We start from the raw sequence: 15,521 nt of genomic DNA, 5'->3' as shown, positions 1-15,521 counted from the left end.
GGAGGAGCCTGCGAAGGAGATCAGAAGGTGTAGCGCAGCCCCGCGAAGAACTGGCGGCCGGTGTGGCTGTAGACGTTCAGGCGGTTCGAGGCGTCGACATACTGGTCGTTGAACTCGTCCGTCAGGTTGATGCCCTCGACGGAGACCTTCAGCCGCTCGGTGATGTTGTAGGAGGCCTGGGCGTCGAAGTTCAGGGTCTCGTTGGTGCCGTGCACCGAGTTGCCGTCGTTGCCGGGAACCTGGGTCAGGTAGCCCGCGCGATAGGCGGCCGACCCGCGGATCGAGAACCGGTCGGTCTCATAGTACAGGGTGAAGTTCGCCGCGTTCTTGGACAGGCCGACCAGGGTCTCGTTGATCGTCGGCGCGCCGGCGGTCGTCGAGGTCAGGTACTCGATGTTGGAGTCGACGAAGGTGTAGTTGGCCTGGACGCCGAAATTCTCCATCCAGCCCGGCAGGAAGTCGAGACGCTTCTGCACATTGATCTCGAAGCCCGTCAGGTCGCCGCCGGGCGAGTTCACGGGTTGGCTGACGACGAACAGGTCGGTCGGCAGGGCGGTGGTGCCGGTCAGCAGGCTGGAGGGAAGGCCCAGTTGGTTGAACGGAATGTCCTGGCGCAGGGTCTGAACGAAGGTGTTGATCTTCTTGTAGAAGACACCGATGGCGAACAAGCTGTCCGCGTCCGGATACCATTCCAGCGAGACGTCAACATTGTCGGACTTGGTCGGCTGGATGTTCGGGTTGCCCGACGAGAAGCTGCGGTTCGCGCCCTGGATGCCGACGTCGCCGCCGGGGGTCAAAACCGAGATCGACGGGCGGGCGATCGTCTGCGCGGCCGACAGGCGGGCCACGATGTCGTCCGTCAGGTCCACGGCCAGGTTCGCCGCCGGCAGGAACACGTCGTAGTCGCGACGGGCGCGGACCAGATCGATCGTCGTGCCGACTGCTGCGAAGCCGTCGGAATACTGCTCGGTCAGGACGTAGCGGGCGCCGATGTCGCCGCGCCAGGGCAGACCCAGGGCGTCGAAGCGGAAGTCGACCTGGCCATAGACGCCCATATCCTTCTCATCGACCGTGATGTACTGGCCGCGCGCCGAGGAGTTGTTGAGCCCGGTCAGGGCGTAGATGCCCGTGTTCGAATAGATGTTGTAGGTCGAGATGAACCGGCCAAGGTCCGGCGCCAGCCAGGTGGTCGGCGATCCGCCCGGAAGGCCCGCGTTGCGACCGAAGCCTGAGAAGACCCGCGACACGTCCGCCAGCTGCTGGGCGGTCAGGGTCTGCACCACCGTCTCGCTCGTGCGGTACTGGCCCTCGGAGTCGAAGTGGAAGCGGCGGTAGTCGAGGCCGGCCTTCAGGGTGATGTTGTCGTTGACGTCCCACTCGCCATAGGCCTTGGCGGTCGAGAAGCTGTTGATCACCTCGTTCGGCCGGATGCGGACCTCCGACGTGCCGGTGATCATCGACCAGTTGGCCGGATTGGTCAGGTCGAAACCGAAGTCGAACTTCGGCATCCGCGAGCGGAAGTCGTAGGAGAAGCCGTTGGTGTTGGCCCGGTCGAAGGTGACGATCGTAGAGACGGGGTTCGAGAACTCCGACCGCGAGTAGCCGGCCACAAAGCCCGTACGGAAAGTGTCGCTCCAGTTGCGCGTCGCCGTGAAGGTGTATTGCTGGAACTGGGTCTGCAGTTCATCGTGGGCGGACTGGGTCCGCACGTCGACGGCGTCGAAGACGCCCTGGACCAGGTTGCGTCCCACCACCGTGCCTGAACGGATGATCGTCTGCGGCTTGCCCGTCCCGGCGCGGCTGAAGCCGATGGCTTGAAGCTGGGCCTCGTCACGCGTGGCCTGGACATCGGAATAGAGGACGTCGAGGCTGAGGATCGTCTGGTCGTCCGGACGGAACTGCAACGAGCCGGTCAGGCCGAGGCGCTCGGTATTGTGGTCGTACTGCACGTAGGCCGGGATGCGCGGGTGATACAACGCCGTCGCGGTATTCGTGTCGTTGATCTGCCCGATCGTATAGCCGCTCAGGGTCGAGGCGGTGTTGAAGCCGCCGTTGGCCCCGCCGAAGGTCCAGCGCGTGATGTTGGCGCCTTCCTCGAGGATGTGGCGCTTCTCATAGGCCGCTGAAACCAGCAGGCCCAGGCGCCCGTCCATCCAGGTGTTCGAGGCCAGGAAGGTGAAGCGCGGCTGCACGTCGCGCGCCATGTCGTTGTAGCTGGCCTGGACCCCCATCACGAGGGTCGGCTCGCGATAGTCGAACGGCCGTGCGGTCTGCAGATCGACCGTGGCGCCCAGCGAGCCTTCCTCGACATCGGCCGAGGCCGACTTGCGCACCGTCAGGCTGTTGAACAGCTCTGACGCGAACATGTTGAAGTCGAAGCCGCGGGTGCGGTTGGTGCCGCCCGAGTTGACCGTGCCGCCCGTGGTGGCGATCGCTTCCATGCCGTTGACGCGGACGCGGGTGTATTCAGAACCGAGGCCGCGCACCGAGATCTGGCGGCCCTCGCCGTTCGAGCGGGAGATGGCGACGCCCGGAACCCGCTGCAGCGACTCGGCCAGGTTCAGGTCGGGGAAGTCGGCGACGTCCTCGGCCTTGATGACGTCGACGACGCCGCTCTCGCGACGCTTGGCGGCGACGGCGCTCTGAAGACTGGCGCGGAAGCCGGTGACGACGATCTCGTCGACCTGGTCAGCCTGTTCGTCTGCGGCGGGCGCGTCCTGGGCCTGGGCGACGCCGGCCGCGGCGGCCATGGCCAGCACCAGAGCCGAGGCTCCGGCCTTCAGACAAACGTGGAACTGCTGCGTCGTGCGCATCGATAAATCCTCCCCATGTCGCCCGCTGTCGCGGATCGTTATTGGCTGACGCCGAGGCGCCCATTGGTCCCGCCGACCTTTCTGGTCCGCTGAACTTCGAGCGGACCTTAGGATTGGGAAACCGGCGTAAGCCAATCCCAATCCGGCATGAACCGATGCAGGACGTGAACCAATCCAGCCCCGGATTGACGCCTGGAGCATAGATGACGGTTTCTCCGGCCTGCTGATCCATAGCCGATCACGCTGAAATGCCGCGCATTGATACCGGTTCTGGATCGGTCGATAGCCGTATTGGCTTGGACCGTCCGGAGAGCGCCCCCTATCGTCCCCCCGGATCAAACGCCCGCAGAGGCGGCGGTCGGCGTCACAGGACGCCATGGGAAACGCGCAGCGCCAGGGGCCGGAAACCCGTTCCGACATCCGGTCATCGCATCCCGCCGCATCAAGGAGGATGCCGAGACCATGACCGACGCCCCCGCGACCGCAACCGGCAAACGGACCCGCGTCCGCTTCCTGATCCTGTTGCTGATCTTCCTGTTGACGACCATCAACTATGCGGATCGCTCCACATTCTCGATCGCCGGGGATGCGGCGTCGAAGGATCTCGGCCTGAACCCGGTGGAGATGGGCTACATCCTGTCCGCCTTCGCCTGGGCCTATGTGCTGGGCCAGATCCCCGGCGGCGCCCTGCTCGACCGGTTCGGCACCAAGCTGATCTACGCCATCGCCATCGCGGCCTGGTCCTTCTTCACCCTGGTCCAGGGCTTCTCGGGTTTCCTGACCGGGGGCGCGATCTTCGCCGGCCTGTTCGCCATGCGCTTCGCCGTCGGCCTGGCCGAGAGCCCCTCCTTCCCCGGCAACGCCCGCCTCGTGGCCGCCTGGTTCCCGGGCTCGGAGCGCGGCTTCGCCTCCGCCGTCTTCAACTCGGCCCAGTATTTCTCCCTCGTCGTGTTCGCGCCGCTGATGGGCTGGCTGGTCCACACCTTCGACTGGCACTCGGTCTTCTTCGTCATGGGCGGTCTGGGCCTCGTCGCCGCCGTCGTCTTCTGGCAGCTGATCCACAGCCCGGTGGAGCACCCGTCAGTGAACCAGGCCGAGCTCGACTATATCGAGGCCGGCGGCGGCCTGATCCGCATGGAGGACAAGGTCGTCAAGGCGTCGGCCTTCACCTGGCCCAACGTCAAACAGGTGCTGTCCAGCCGCATGCTGATCGGCGTCTTCATCGGCCAGTACGGGATCAACGTCCTGACCTATTTCTTCGTCACCTGGTTCCCGATCTACCTCGTGAAGGAGCGCGGGCTGAACATCCTCGAGGCCGGCTTCGCGGCCGCCGCCCCGGCCCTGTGCGGCTTCGTCGGCGGCGTCCTCGGCGGCGTCATCTCGGACGCCATCCTCAAGCGCACCGGATCTTTGACCCTGGCCCGCAAGACGCCGCTGCTGATCGGCATGATCCTGGCCTCGACCATCATCGCCTGCGTCTACATCCAGCAGGAGTGGCTGATCGTGGTGGTCATGGCCGTCGCCTTCTTCGGCAAGGGCATCGCCTCCCTCGGCTGGGCGGTCGTCTCCGACACCTCGCCCCGGGAACTGGTCGGGGTCACCGGCGGCATCTTCAACACCTTCGGCAACACTGCCGGGATCGTCACCCCGATCGTGATCGGCTACATCGTCGCCGCCACCGGCTCCTTCGACGGGGCCCTGTGGTTCGTGGGCCTGCACTGTGTGCTCGTGGTCGCCGCCTATTTCCTGATCGTCGGCAAGATCGAACGCCTGACGCTGAAGCCGGCGAGCGCCGCCTGATGGCCGCCAGCCGCAGGTCGGTCCTCTGCGGCGCGGCCCTGGGGGCCCTCGCTCTCGCCGCCGCGCCCCGCGCCCGTGCGGCGACGCCCCGCCTGACCGGCTCCACCCCGATGTCCCCGCCGGCCTGGGCCCTGCTCCAGCGCCAGCTCCTGCGCGCCAATGCCGAGGCCTGTCAGGTCTTCTACGACCGCTATTTCGACGAGCGCGGCTACTTCCTCTGCTTCGAGCGCTGGGGCGCCAACGACGGCCCCGACGACGCCATCGAGAACTTCAACGACTGGCCCCTGCTCCACGCGCTCGGCGGCGCCGAGATCGTCAGGACGATGTACACCCAGGGCTGGGAAGGCCATCTGCGCCAGTACACCGCGGCGAAGACCACCGAGGTCGAGATCGCCCGCGAGGGCATGTTCTACAAGGAGTTCAACGTCCAGCTCGATTGGCAACACCATGCCGAGGAGATGACGCTGTTCCACGTCCAGGGCCTGTCGGACCCGAACAATCCCCGCTTCGCCGACCGCGCCCGCCGCTTCAGCGCCCTGTATATGGGCGAGGACCCCGACGCCCCGAACTACGATCCCGAGCACAGAGTGATCCGCAGCCTGATGAACGGTTCGCGCGGACCCATGCTGCGCAAGGCCACGGCGCTGGACTGGGCCGGCGACCCGTTCGACACCGCCGGCTTCTTCATGGAGCATGGCGAGGACACCTACGAACAGACCCTCCACCACTACGACGAATACACCGACGTGGTCGGCGACCACCCCCTGAACCTGTTCGCCACGACGCTCGCGCTCAACGCCTTCATGATCGACCACGAGGCGAAATACCGCGACTGGTTGCTCGGCTATGTCGACGCCTGGGCCGAGCGGGCGAAACAGAACGACGACCTGATCCCGTCCAACGTCGGTCTCGACGGTGTCATCGGCTCGGCGGCGGACGGAAACTGGTGGGGCGGGACCTACGGCTGGGGCTTCTCGCCCGTGAACCCGGTCACCGGCCTGCGCGAGGATCGCAGCCGGGTGTTCCGCACCATCCTCGGCTTCTTCAACGCCTACCTCCTGACCGGCGACGACAGATATCTCGACACCTGGCGGAAACAGGCCGACCGGCTGAACGCCGAGAAACGCACCGTCGACGGCCAGATCCAGACCCCGACCATGTTCGGGCCCGACGGCTGGTACGGCTGGAAGAACGGCCTGCACCAGACCAACAGCCTCGACATCTGGTGGTTCTCTATGAAGCCCTCGGACCGAGCCCGCGCGCCCGACCATCCCTGGGTCGCCTTCCTCGAGGGCCGCAATCCCGACTTCCCCGAGGCGGCGCTCCGCGACGGGCTGGCCCAGGTGGCCACCCGCGCGGAGTTGCAGCGCCAGGACACGACGACGCCCGACACCCGCCTGGCCGACGCCTGCCTCGACATCAATCCGGCGCGGGTCACGGCCCTGATGCAGACCATGATGGGCGCCATCCACATCGCCCGACCGGGCTGGTCCCCGACCACCGCCAACGCCGGCGGCTCGCCCCTGTACGCGCGCCTGCGCTACTTCGATCCCGACAACCGCCGCGCCGGCATGCCCGAGGACGTCGCCGCCCTCGTCGACCGCATGACCGACGACGAGACTGCCGTCACCCTGATCAACCTCAACGTCACCGAGGCCCGCACGGTCACCGTCCAGGGCGGCGGCTACGGCGAGCACCGGATCCGCTCGGTTACGATCAGCGACGCCCGTCAGGCAGTGGACGCCGCGACCTTCACGGTCACCCTGGCGCCGGGATCAGGCGCGCATCTGGTGCTGGCCATGGACCGGTATGTGAACCCGCCGACGCTAAGGTTCCCCTGGGATCGGTAGGGTCGGGTTTCCGACGCCGGTCGAGTGTCCATTTCCGACCCGCTTCGGATGATGTCTTCCCAGGCCTCGAACCTTCGATTCCGACTCATCGCGGAGGTTCGGCCGGTCTGCCCTCGTCTGGAGGCGTAAGCGTCAGCACCTCATAGAGCGTCAACTCTCCGTCCGTCGCCTGCACGGTGATCGCGGCCGGGGACGGGCCCGCGGGCAGGAGCAGGTCAAACGCCTGGAAGCCGTCGCGTCGGTCGTCGGCGAACGTCACCTGGCCCAGCGGCGCGCCGTCGAGAAGGATCAGCCCGCGCTGGCCCACGTCCTCGCCCCAATAGATCAGGCGCAGCAGGCTCGGTGTGTCGCCTCGCGCCAGCCACAGGTCGATCTGGCCGCCGTTCGAAATCCGTCGTCCGCTTCGGCCGTTGATCTGAATGATGTCCGCGCGTCGGGCGACCACGCCATGGTCGATCTCGGGCTGTTGCTCGCCGAGGAAGACGGCGTCGATCGTGCGCCGGGCCAGGTCGATGCGGCGGCGCTCGGCCTGCAGGAAAACCTCCCCTTCAGTCGCCCAGCGTGCCGGGGTGAACAGCGGCGCATAGACGGCCGAGCGTCGGTCGTACTGGCTGAAGAACGGCGAGAACCTGACCGTTCCGCCCTGGGCGAGCGGCGCGATGAAGGTCTGGGCCTGTTCAGCCACCGGGCGAAGCAAGGCGGTCGGGCTGTCTGTGACGATGAAGGCCGGCGAGGGTTGGTCGAATGCGGCCTCGGCCGGTCCCAGATCGGCGGCGAGAACCAGGGGGCCGCTCAGGAAGGCGACCAGGTCTGGATCGTCCGGTGTCGGTTCCGCCCGCAACACCATGGGCAGGGTCAGAACGATGCGGTCGCCCGCCGCCCAGCGACGGCGGATCCGCAGATAGCCCCGATCCATCGTCGTCCGCTGGCGTTCGCCGTTGACGGTGAGGCTGTGCGATGCGGCCCAGCGCGGCAGACGCAAGGCAAGATCCAGATCGCGCGTCGGCGCGGCCGTCACCGTCAGGATCACCTCGCCCTCCATGGGATAGGCGGTGTCCATCTCCAGCGCGAGGCCGGCGTCGGGAAGCGTCAGGCGAGACGGGATATAGAGGTTGACGTACAGGGCGTCGGCGTCACGCCAGTAGATCGAATCTGCATGTTTGGCATGGCTCTCCATGCCCGAGCCGACGCAGCACCAGAAGCTGTCCTCCGGCGTCGAATAGCTCCGCCTCGACCCCGCCGACAGCGGCATGAAATACACGAACCGGCCCGTGTCCGGCCGCTGGTGGGCCATGATGTGGTTCAGCTGGGCATGTTCATAGTCGTCGAACAGGGCGGCATGCGGCGCCCAGGCGTACAGGTGCCGGGCCAGTTTCAGCATATTGTAGGTGTTGCAGGCCTCGCAGGTCGTCTCGCTGATATGGGCCGCGATCTTGCCGGCCGGCGTGAAATGCTCCCGGTCGGAGTTCCCTCCGATGGCGTAGCTGTGACGGCGGGTGACCGTCTCGTAGAAGAAGCGCGCCGTTCGCGCCTCGGCCGCGTCCCCGGTGACCTCGTGCAGGCGCGCCAGGCCGATGACCTTCGGGATCTGGGTATTGGCGTGAAGGCCGGCGAGTTCGTCCCGCCCCTCCGCCAGAGGGTCCAGAACCGCCCGGTGGCGAAGCCTCCGGGCGACGTCCAGCCATCGTCGATTTCCCGTCAGGGCATAGGTCTCGGCGTAGACCTCGTTGATTCCGCCATGTTCAGCGATCAGGATTTGCTGCACCTGGTCGTCGGTGAGACCGTCAAGAATGTCGGCCAGATAGCCCGCCATGCCGATCGCGACATCCAGGGCGCCCGGCGTCCCCGCAAGACTATGGGCCGCCAGCAGGCCGGCATGGACCTTGTGCCAGGCATAGATCGGCACCCAGCCGTCGTTCAGGCTGAACGGCGTTACCCGGATGTCCCCCCGACGCAGCTGTTCAAAAACCCGCTTGCCGTCGACCGCATCCGTCTGCCCCCAAAGGGTGGTGCCGCCGACGTAGCCGTCGCCCTGCGCCACCTGGATCCGCGCCATCTCCGCCACGGTGTCGATCAGCCGCTGTTTGAGCAGCGGATCGCCGGTATTCGCCACGGTCAGGGCGCAACCACTCAGATAATGGCCCAGCGTATGGCCGGCGATGCTCTGCGCCTCCCAGCCACCGTACACCGGGCCCCTGGACGGCAGGCCGGCGGCCTTGTGGAAGTTATGCAGCAGCCGGTCGGGCGACAGAGAGGCGAGCCAGGCGCGATTGGCGGACTCCGCCGAGGCAAAGATTGAGGGCTTCAACGACACAAGCCCGGCAGCAACCGGGGCTATTCCACTCGGTTGAGTCCGGGCAAAGGCCTTTGGAGCGCTGGCGGCCATCGCAGTGGCCAGCATCATCTGTCGCCGCGACATGCGGCCTGCGCGGCCTTGCGCTCCTGAATCCACTGGTCGCCTCCCCAGGGTACTGGCTGCCCTGCCATTCGATGATAGCGCTATCATAAGACGATCGGTCAATCACGGGCGAGCGTGCTCGAGGCAATCCAGACGATCTGCCTGAACCCGGCCTGTCGCGTATCATGCAGCGCTGCGCGGATAGCCTTTCGCGCAGGGCGGAGCCCGGACCGGGTCGATGGGACGTTCAGGGTCCCGCCCATAGGCGACACCCGAAGAGTTCGGTCAGGGTCGTCCCGTACACAGACCCCTCGCCCCCTCCCCCTCCTCGCCGCTCTGACCTTCGGGCTCGCGTCCCCGTGGACCGCATGATCGACGACGAGACTGCCGTCACCCTGGTCAACCTCAACGTCACCGAGGCCCGCACCGTCACCGTACAGGGCGGCGGCTACGGCGAACACCGGATCCGCTCGGTCACGATCGGCGAGGCGCGTCAGGCGGTCGATGCGGCGACCTTCACCGTGATCCTGGCGCCGGGGTCAGGCGCGCGGCTGGTTCTGGCCATGGACCGCTATGTGAACCCGCCGACGCTGCGCTTCCCCTGGAGCCGATAGGGTCCGGGATCCGCCGTTGGTCCAATCCCCGCTTCCAAGCCTCGGCAGTCGTTCGCTGCGTCCGCTTTCCGCGCGGACCCCAGCCATCCTCCAGCGCCGGGTCAGGCTTTTGAGGACCCGAACGATGGCGACCGGAATGACGCTATTTGCGCGGCTGGAACGCCCTGCCGCGATTGCCGATCATCACCCAGCCGGCATTCGTCGGCTCGTACCCGCCCTTGGCTTTCGCGACGGCCAGCCCGAGGACGGTGAGTTCCGGTCCCCGGCTCTCGTTCGGCGGGCGAGCGGGGTCGACCATGTCGAGCAGCGCATCGATGCGTTCGAGGTCGGTCATCATTGTGCGAGGTCTCGGTGAGGGTGAAGAAGGGCCGACGCGCCAGCCCTAGCCTATTCCTCGTCCCAGGGGGGCGGTAACTGACCCGCCTTGAACAGGATCGTGGGGTTCTCGTCGTAGTCCCCCATCTCCGTGTCGGCTGACGCGGAGAAAGCGACCACGCCGAGCCGCAAGGGAGCGAGCCGTTCGGCCTTGCGTCGAGCCTCTTCGGCGGTCTTGCAGCCCTGCTGCTGCTCGGCCTTCAGGCCCTTGCCGCGACCCTGCACATAGGTCTGGATGATGTAGACGGTCTCGACGGCCATAGGCGACTCCACTGGGGGGTCGCCTTAGAGCACGTGTCGGGACTTCGGCCGGAGCGAAATGACCGTTCGCTACCCATGGCCGACCTCAGGAGGGACCGCTTCCGGGCGACGGATCGAACGTCGGCTTTCCGCCCGGCAGACGATGACCGTTCCCGACCCAAAACGGACCTTTACGGCGTCTACGGCGTCCGCGGTCCGCGGTCCGCGAACGGGAGTGGGGGGCTGTTTCCGTGGCCGAAGCGTAAAGACTGCTTTCGGGCCAATTCAGACGGTCTATCCGACTGCAAAGGGTGGTTGTGGTTCGACCTGATTACCGTCGCCTTGGCGATATTGTTCGGACTGACCCTCGGCCCGCACGGCTGGTTCGTCAGACCATTATCCCCGGAGCGACCCGGATCGTTGACTCCGTCTGCAGGAAGTGCTTGGAGAACCCTGTTTTATGCCGTGGGGGCTCATTTTGATTGTCAGATCATTCGCGTTGGCCGTCGTCGGAGCGGCCGCGATCAGCCTGTCATTTGCAAGCACAGCCAGTGCTCAGGTTGATACTGACTTCAACTACACACTCACGGGTGCTGACCCCGTTCTGGCCGAACACTATCACAACGGCTGCACGCTGCATGCCACGTCTAACAACAACTATCAAACACGGCCGATTACTATAACGGTATCCGGCACCTATTCGATGGAAGACCGGTATGCGACGGGTGACGCGAGCGCAGCGATTATAAGCGGTTCGTTCAATCCGGCTTCACCAGCTACGGGATGCGTACTGTCGATAGATGACGGTCCGGTCTCCGGACCGGTCTCTGCAGGCAACTACACCCTTGTCCTTTCTACGCTCGGGGACGGACCGGGCACCTATGGCATCCGCTTAAATGGTCCCGCTGCTGTAGTCGCCACGTCGCCCACTCCGGTTCCGACCCTGTCTGAATGGGCGATGATCCTGTTCGGCACGATCCTCGCAGGTGGCGCAGCCCTGTACATCCAACGTCGACGCCTCATCGCGTAACGATCCAAGCCAGATCTTGACCAACGCCCCCCCGCAACGGCGGGGCCGTTTGCATGACCGCTTCCCACCCATAGCCGTCACCCGAAGAGTCCGCTTGGGGTAACCCCGTCATCGACCTCGACGCCGCCGTCCGCAGGACGGGGAGGAGACGAATGGCCGATAGCCATCATCGTCTCACCGCCTAGGATACTGTAATCACAGCACATCCAGTCCGGATGTGCCTTTAGACCCACCACGGCTTCCAGCGGACGTACAATGCGGCCCGGTCTTTGAAATCGTGCGGGCGCGAGCCGGACGGAGTGAACGCTTCGGACGCTTCGGACGGTGTTTTCTCGTCCGATGGGACTCTATGGACGATCTGGACTCCAATTTCCGGGTCCGGATCAGCCCTCGAACCAGACTCAACGGACGATCCGGACTCCGTCTCCGGAGTCTGGAGGGCCCTTCAGGTCCCCTGCTTCAGGAAGGGCGCTACCTGGAACAGCCGCCGCTCGTCGCCGCGCGGGTCATCGACGGACCGGGTGTCGACGTCGAAGATCATCGTCGACCGGCGCTCCAGGTCATAGGGCGCCCAGGCCGGGATGGCGGCATTGTTCGGATCGCCGGTACGGGCGAAGGCGATGAAGGTCTCGCTCATCCGTCGCGCCACCTCGATTGCCTCCGGACCCGTCCCCGTCTTCGACGTCGGCTGGTGACAGTTGTCGAAGGCCAGGGCGATGTCGAACGAATGATAGGCCCCCAGACGCGGTTCGACCGGCGAGCCGAAGTCGAGCTGGTACATCCAGGTCCGGTCCCCGATCCGTGCCCGCTCCTGGGCCTGGATCAGATGGCCGGGCCGCGACCGGCCACAGGTCGCGGCCGCGAAGAAGACGTCGACCGGCGACATCTGCGGGAACCTCGCCCGGTACCAGTCGACGACATATTGGGCGTTCAGGTCGACCACGAACTCGGGCGCCAGCTTGGCCGCTACCGTGTCCCAGGTCAGGCTGAAATTCCGCTCGTCGTTCGCGGTGAAGGCTCGCGCCTCGTCGTGGGTGTTTCCGATAATCATCGGAATATGCGCGCTTTCTTTCGGCGCATCGGGGACGAAGGGGTGCCTCGGCAGGGTGTCGTGATCCATCACCGACCAGAAATAGATGCCGCCCTTCTCGATCGGATCGTCCATCGACAGGGCCTCCACCAACCGGCCCATGGGCAGGGTCGCCAGCTCCCCGGCCCGTTCCGGCGTCAGGCCCAGATGGTCGAGGAAGGCGCGCATCCTCAGCTCGGCATGCTGCGGCCCCATGGCCGTCACATGCTGGCCGCTCATGGTGATGACCTTGTGGAACAGGCCCGCCGCCGACGGCATGGCCATCAGGGTCACCAGCTTGGCCCCGCCGCCCGACTGGCCGAAGACGGTGACATTGTCCGGGTCGCCGCCGAAGGCCGCGATACTGTCCCTGACCCACTCCAGAGCCAGCATAAGGTCGAGGTTGCCGACGCTGCCGGACTTCGCGAACACGCCGCCCGTCAGCTGCCCCAGTCCGTTGTAGCCGAAGACGTTCAGCCGGTGGTTCAGGGTCACCACGACCACATCGCCCCGCCGGCACAGGGCGACGCCGTCATACAGGGGGCTCGATCCCGAGCCGTTGGCATGGGCCCCGCCGTGGACATAGACCATGACCGGTCGCCGTCCCCCGTCGTCCAGCCCCGGGGTCCAGACGTTCAGGAACAGACAGTCCTCCGACGGGTTCGCCTCGTCCGACGCCTGGGGGCTGGCCGCTCCGTAGGCCGTGGCCTCGACCACCCCGGTCCAACGCTCCGGCGCCACCGCCGGCCGGAACCGCCGCGCGGCCGTGTCCGCGCCGTAGCGGACGCCCTTGAAGACCTTGATGTCCCGGTCGAGATAGCCCCGCACCGGCCCGTGCCGGGTCATCGCCACCGGCGCCGCCCCCTCCACCTGAACCCCTCCGGGCATCAGGGCCGCCAGGGCGACCGATCCGGCGACGACGCTGCGACGGGTGGGCATGGGCGGTGTCCTTCAGGGGGCCTGTACGTCCGCCACCTGGGCCGAGATCAGGTCCAGCAGCGGCTTCAGGCTTGGGTTGTCGTTGTCCTTGCGCCAGACCACGAACAGTTCGACCGGGCGCTCCGGGAAGGTTTCCAGCGGGCGGAACTCCACCCCCTCGAAATGCAATTTGGTCGCCGCCTCCGGCACGACCGCCGCCCCGATCCGGGCGTGGACAAGGGCCAGGATCGAGTGGATCTGGGCCATGTACTGGACGTAGTTCGGCGACACCCCGGCCTCGTCGAACATGGCCGTCAGCATCGAATGGAAATAGCCCGCGCCCTCGGGCGCATAGGTGATCATCGGCAGGGCGTCGAAGTCGGCCAGGGTCAGCCGGTCCTTCTCCAGCCGGGGGTCCCCGGCGGGCAGGGCCGCGACCAGGGGCTCGGTCAGCACCCTCACCTTGTCGAACTCCGGCCGGGTCAGCGGCGGCCGCACCAGCCCGAGATCGATCCGGCCCGTCAGCAGGGCCTCGACCTGCTCGCCGGACACCAGCTCCCTCAGGGTCAGGTCGACATTGGGCAGCCGGGTCCGCGCCAGATCCACCAGGCTGGGCAGGAAGCTGTAGCCCGAGGCCGCCGTGAAGCCGATGGCCACCCGGCCCGCGTCCCCCTTGCCGATCCGCCGCGTCGCCAGGGCCGCGCTCTCGGCCAGCCTCAGGATGCGTTTGGCCTCGATCAGGAAGGACCGGCCCGCCGGCGTCAGCCGCACCGACCGGCTGGTGCGATCCAGCAGGACCACGCCCAGGATCCGCTCCAGCAGCTGCACCTGACGGCTCAGCGGCGGCTGGGTCATGTTCAGCCGCTGGGCCGCGCGGCCGAAATGCAGTTCCTCGGCGACGGCGACGAAGCACCGCAGCTGGCTGAGTTCAAACATGATCGGTCCCGCCGTTCTTCAGGCGGACGATGCTAGGCGCTCCGGACCCGGCCGGACAGGCCACAGGCCCTATCCGTTCGCCGCCAGTTTCGGGGCCGCCGGCTGGACCCGCGCGATCAGGGCCGACAGCTCGGCCAGTTCGGCGTCCGACAGGTCGACCAGCGGCAGACGCACCGGCCCGGCGGTGCGACCGATGGCGGTCATCCCCGCCTTCACGATCGAGACCGCATAGCCCTTACCCCTGTTGCGCAGGGCGATGTACGGCAGCACGAAGTCGCGCAGACCCGCCATGATCGTCGCGTGATCGCGGGCCCGGACCGCCTTGTAGAAGTCGAGGGCGAACTCCGGCACGAAGTTGAAGATCGCCGACGAATAGGTGGTCACCCCCATCTCCAGATAGGCCGGGGCGAAGGTCTCCGCCGTGGGCAGCCCCCCGACATAGGTCAGCCGGTCGCCCATCCGGGCATAGACCTTCATCATCAGCTCGATGTCGCCGACCCCGTCCTTGAAGCCCACCAGGTTCGGATTGCGATCGCACAGCTTTTCGAGCGTGTCCTCGTTCAGCACAGCGTTGTCGCGGTTGTAGACGATGACGCCGAGCTTCGTGGCCTTGCAGACCGCCTCGATGTGCGCCGCCAGGCCTTCCTGACCAGGCACCATGAGATAGGGCGGCAGCAACAGGACGCCGTCCGCGCCGTTGGCCTCGGCCGATTTCGCCAGATCGACGGCGATCGCCGTGCCGTAGCCGCAGCCGGCCACGACCGGTGTCCTGCCGGCGGTCTCTTCCACGGCCGCCCGGACCACCTCGGACACCTCGGCGGGCGTGAGGGAGAAGAACTCGCCGGTGCCGCCGGCGGCGAACAGGCCGGCCAGCTCATACTCCAGCATCCAGCCGCAGTGCTCACGGTAATCCTTTTCTACGAACTGATGCGCGGCGTCGAAATGGGTCACCGGGAACGACAGCAAGCCGCTGCCGATCGTCGCGGCCATTTCCGCGGGCGTCATTCTGGACATGGAGTTCCCCTCACTATCTGACGGCGCGCCGCCTGGCGCCATTGCCGCGCCTTGGCCAAACGGTATCGGGGGGTTCGATGCGGGTCTAAGCCAAATGGGCTATCGACCGATACGCATTTTGGCTTGATCGGTGGTCGCCATCCGATTGCGGGCCTCGATCGATACACACGTCGGTTCGATCCATGCCCGTTTCGGTGTTCGCAGGGCATGGGCGAGCCTCTAAACCGCCCTCGACAACCCAAGGACCCACCCATGACCGAGCCCCTGAACCTCAGCCATCTGATCGACGGCGAGCGCGCGGACGTCGCCCGGCCGACGGAGAGCCTCAATCCGTCGAACACCCGTGAGGTGGTCGCCCGCACGCCGGACGGCGGTCAGGCCGAGGTCGACGCTGCGGTCGCCGCGGCCAAGGCCGCCTTTCCGGCCTGGTCCGGGGCCTCGCCCGAAGTCCGCTCCGATGTGCT

12 protein-coding genes are annotated in these 15,521 nt (G+C 66.5%); 5 read left to right on the top strand and 7 right to left on the bottom strand.

The genetic code is table 11. The features are described 5' to 3' along the window. Positions 1-20 precede the first annotated feature (20 nt). Positions 21-2,813, bottom strand: coding sequence for a TonB-dependent receptor (locus Q0044_RS15140; protein WP_298163299.1), 2,793 nt, complete (start codon positions 2,811-2,813; stop codon positions 21-23). A gap of 462 nt (positions 2,814-3,275) precedes the next feature. Here Q0044_RS15140 and Q0044_RS15135 point away from each other — a divergent pair, with 462 nt between their 5' ends. Both Q0044_RS15135 and Q0044_RS15130 read left to right on the top strand, forming a co-directional pair. Further along, positions 3,276-4,613, top strand: a complete 1,338-nt coding sequence (locus Q0044_RS15135; protein WP_298163298.1) for an MFS transporter — start codon at positions 3,276-3,278, stop codon at positions 4,611-4,613. Next, complete coding sequence (locus Q0044_RS15130) at positions 4,613-6,463, top strand: DUF8034 domain-containing protein (protein WP_298163297.1); 1,851 nt, start codon at positions 4,613-4,615, stop codon at positions 6,461-6,463. Before Q0044_RS15135 ends, Q0044_RS15130 begins: the two co-directional genes overlap by 1 nt. Positions 6,464-6,548: 85 nt before the next feature. On the opposite strand, the gene Q0044_RS15125 is transcribed toward Q0044_RS15130, so the two are convergent. Continuing rightward, the gene (locus Q0044_RS15125; RefSeq protein WP_298163296.1) at positions 6,549-8,777 is read right to left on the bottom strand and encodes a beta-L-arabinofuranosidase domain-containing protein; all 2,229 of its coding nucleotides are present in this window, start codon (positions 8,775-8,777) and stop codon (positions 6,549-6,551) included. A gap of 452 nt (positions 8,778-9,229) precedes the next feature. On the opposite strand from Q0044_RS15125, the gene Q0044_RS15120 reads away from it, so the two are divergent. Further along, the gene (locus Q0044_RS15120) at positions 9,230-9,475 is read left to right on the top strand and encodes a hypothetical protein (RefSeq protein ID WP_298163295.1); all 246 of its coding nucleotides are present in this window, start codon (positions 9,230-9,232) and stop codon (positions 9,473-9,475) included. A 142-nt stretch (positions 9,476-9,617) separates the two neighbouring features. Here Q0044_RS15120 and Q0044_RS15115 read toward each other — a convergent pair whose 3' ends face one another. Both Q0044_RS15115 and Q0044_RS15110 read right to left on the bottom strand, forming a co-directional pair. Next, complete coding sequence (locus Q0044_RS15115; protein ID WP_298163294.1) at positions 9,618-9,809, bottom strand: hypothetical protein; 192 nt, start codon at positions 9,807-9,809, stop codon at positions 9,618-9,620. Positions 9,810-9,862: 53 nt separating this feature from the next. Further along, the gene (locus tag Q0044_RS15110; RefSeq protein WP_298163293.1) at positions 9,863-10,111 is read right to left on the bottom strand and encodes a hypothetical protein; all 249 of its coding nucleotides are present in this window, start codon (positions 10,109-10,111) and stop codon (positions 9,863-9,865) included. A 478-nt stretch (positions 10,112-10,589) separates the two neighbouring features. On the opposite strand from Q0044_RS15110, the gene Q0044_RS15105 reads away from it, so the two are divergent. Next, positions 10,590-11,120 (top strand): IPTL-CTERM sorting domain-containing protein, encoded by a 531-nt coding sequence (locus Q0044_RS15105; RefSeq protein WP_298163292.1) that lies wholly within the window; start codon positions 10,590-10,592, stop codon positions 11,118-11,120. A 445-nt stretch (positions 11,121-11,565) separates the two neighbouring features. Here Q0044_RS15105 and Q0044_RS15100 read toward each other — a convergent pair whose 3' ends face one another. The 3 genes from Q0044_RS15100 to kdgD form a co-directional block, all read right to left on the bottom strand. Further along, complete coding sequence (locus Q0044_RS15100; RefSeq protein WP_298163291.1) at positions 11,566-13,128, bottom strand: carboxylesterase/lipase family protein; 1,563 nt, start codon at positions 13,126-13,128, stop codon at positions 11,566-11,568. 12 nt (positions 13,129-13,140) lie between these two features. After that, positions 13,141-14,043, bottom strand: a complete 903-nt coding sequence (locus Q0044_RS15095) for a LysR family transcriptional regulator (RefSeq protein WP_298163290.1) — start codon at positions 14,041-14,043, stop codon at positions 13,141-13,143. Positions 14,044-14,112: 69 nt separating this feature from the next. Beyond that, entirely contained in the window at positions 14,113-15,048 is a 936-nt protein-coding gene (kdgD, locus tag Q0044_RS15090) for a 5-dehydro-4-deoxyglucarate dehydratase (RefSeq protein WP_298163289.1), read from the bottom strand. Positions 15,049-15,309: 261 nt separating this feature from the next. On the opposite strand from kdgD, the gene Q0044_RS15085 reads away from it, so the two are divergent. Continuing rightward, positions 15,310-15,521: aldehyde dehydrogenase family protein (locus tag Q0044_RS15085; protein ID WP_298163288.1), on the top strand; the 212-nt coding region annotated here is incomplete at its 3' end.

The organism is Brevundimonas sp., assembly GCF_027484365.1.
Lineage (GTDB): Bacteria > Pseudomonadota > Alphaproteobacteria > Caulobacterales > Caulobacteraceae > Brevundimonas.
Note: the sequence above shows the minus strand (reverse complement) of the source record. Positions and strands in the feature narration are given on the sequence as shown.

Excerpts from the sequence above, each read along its gene's own strand:
- Q0044_RS15100 (WP_298163291.1), bottom strand. The coding sequence starts at position 13,128 with ATGCCCACCCGTCGCAGCGTCGTCGCCGGATCGGTCGCCCTGGCGGCC.
- kdgD (WP_298163289.1), bottom strand. The coding sequence starts at position 15,048 with ATGACGCCCGCGGAAATGGCCGCGACGATCGGCAGCGGCTTGCTGTCG.
- Q0044_RS15110 (WP_298163293.1), bottom strand. The coding sequence starts at position 10,111 with ATGGCCGTCGAGACCGTCTACATCATCCAGACCTATGTGCAGGGTCGC.
- Q0044_RS15135 (WP_298163298.1), top strand. The coding sequence starts at position 3,276 with ATGACCGACGCCCCCGCGACCGCAACCGGCAAACGGACCCGCGTCCGC.
- Q0044_RS15115 (WP_298163294.1), bottom strand. The coding sequence starts at position 9,809 with ATGACCGACCTCGAACGCATCGATGCGCTGCTCGACATGGTCGACCCC.
- Q0044_RS15140 (WP_298163299.1), bottom strand. The coding sequence starts at position 2,813 with ATGCGCACGACGCAGCAGTTCCACGTTTGTCTGAAGGCCGGAGCCTCG.
- Q0044_RS15130 (WP_298163297.1), top strand. The coding sequence starts at position 4,613 with ATGGCCGCCAGCCGCAGGTCGGTCCTCTGCGGCGCGGCCCTGGGGGCC.
- Q0044_RS15120 (WP_298163295.1), top strand. The coding sequence starts at position 9,230 with ATGATCGACGACGAGACTGCCGTCACCCTGGTCAACCTCAACGTCACC.
- Q0044_RS15095 (WP_298163290.1), bottom strand. The coding sequence starts at position 14,043 with ATGTTTGAACTCAGCCAGCTGCGGTGCTTCGTCGCCGTCGCCGAGGAA.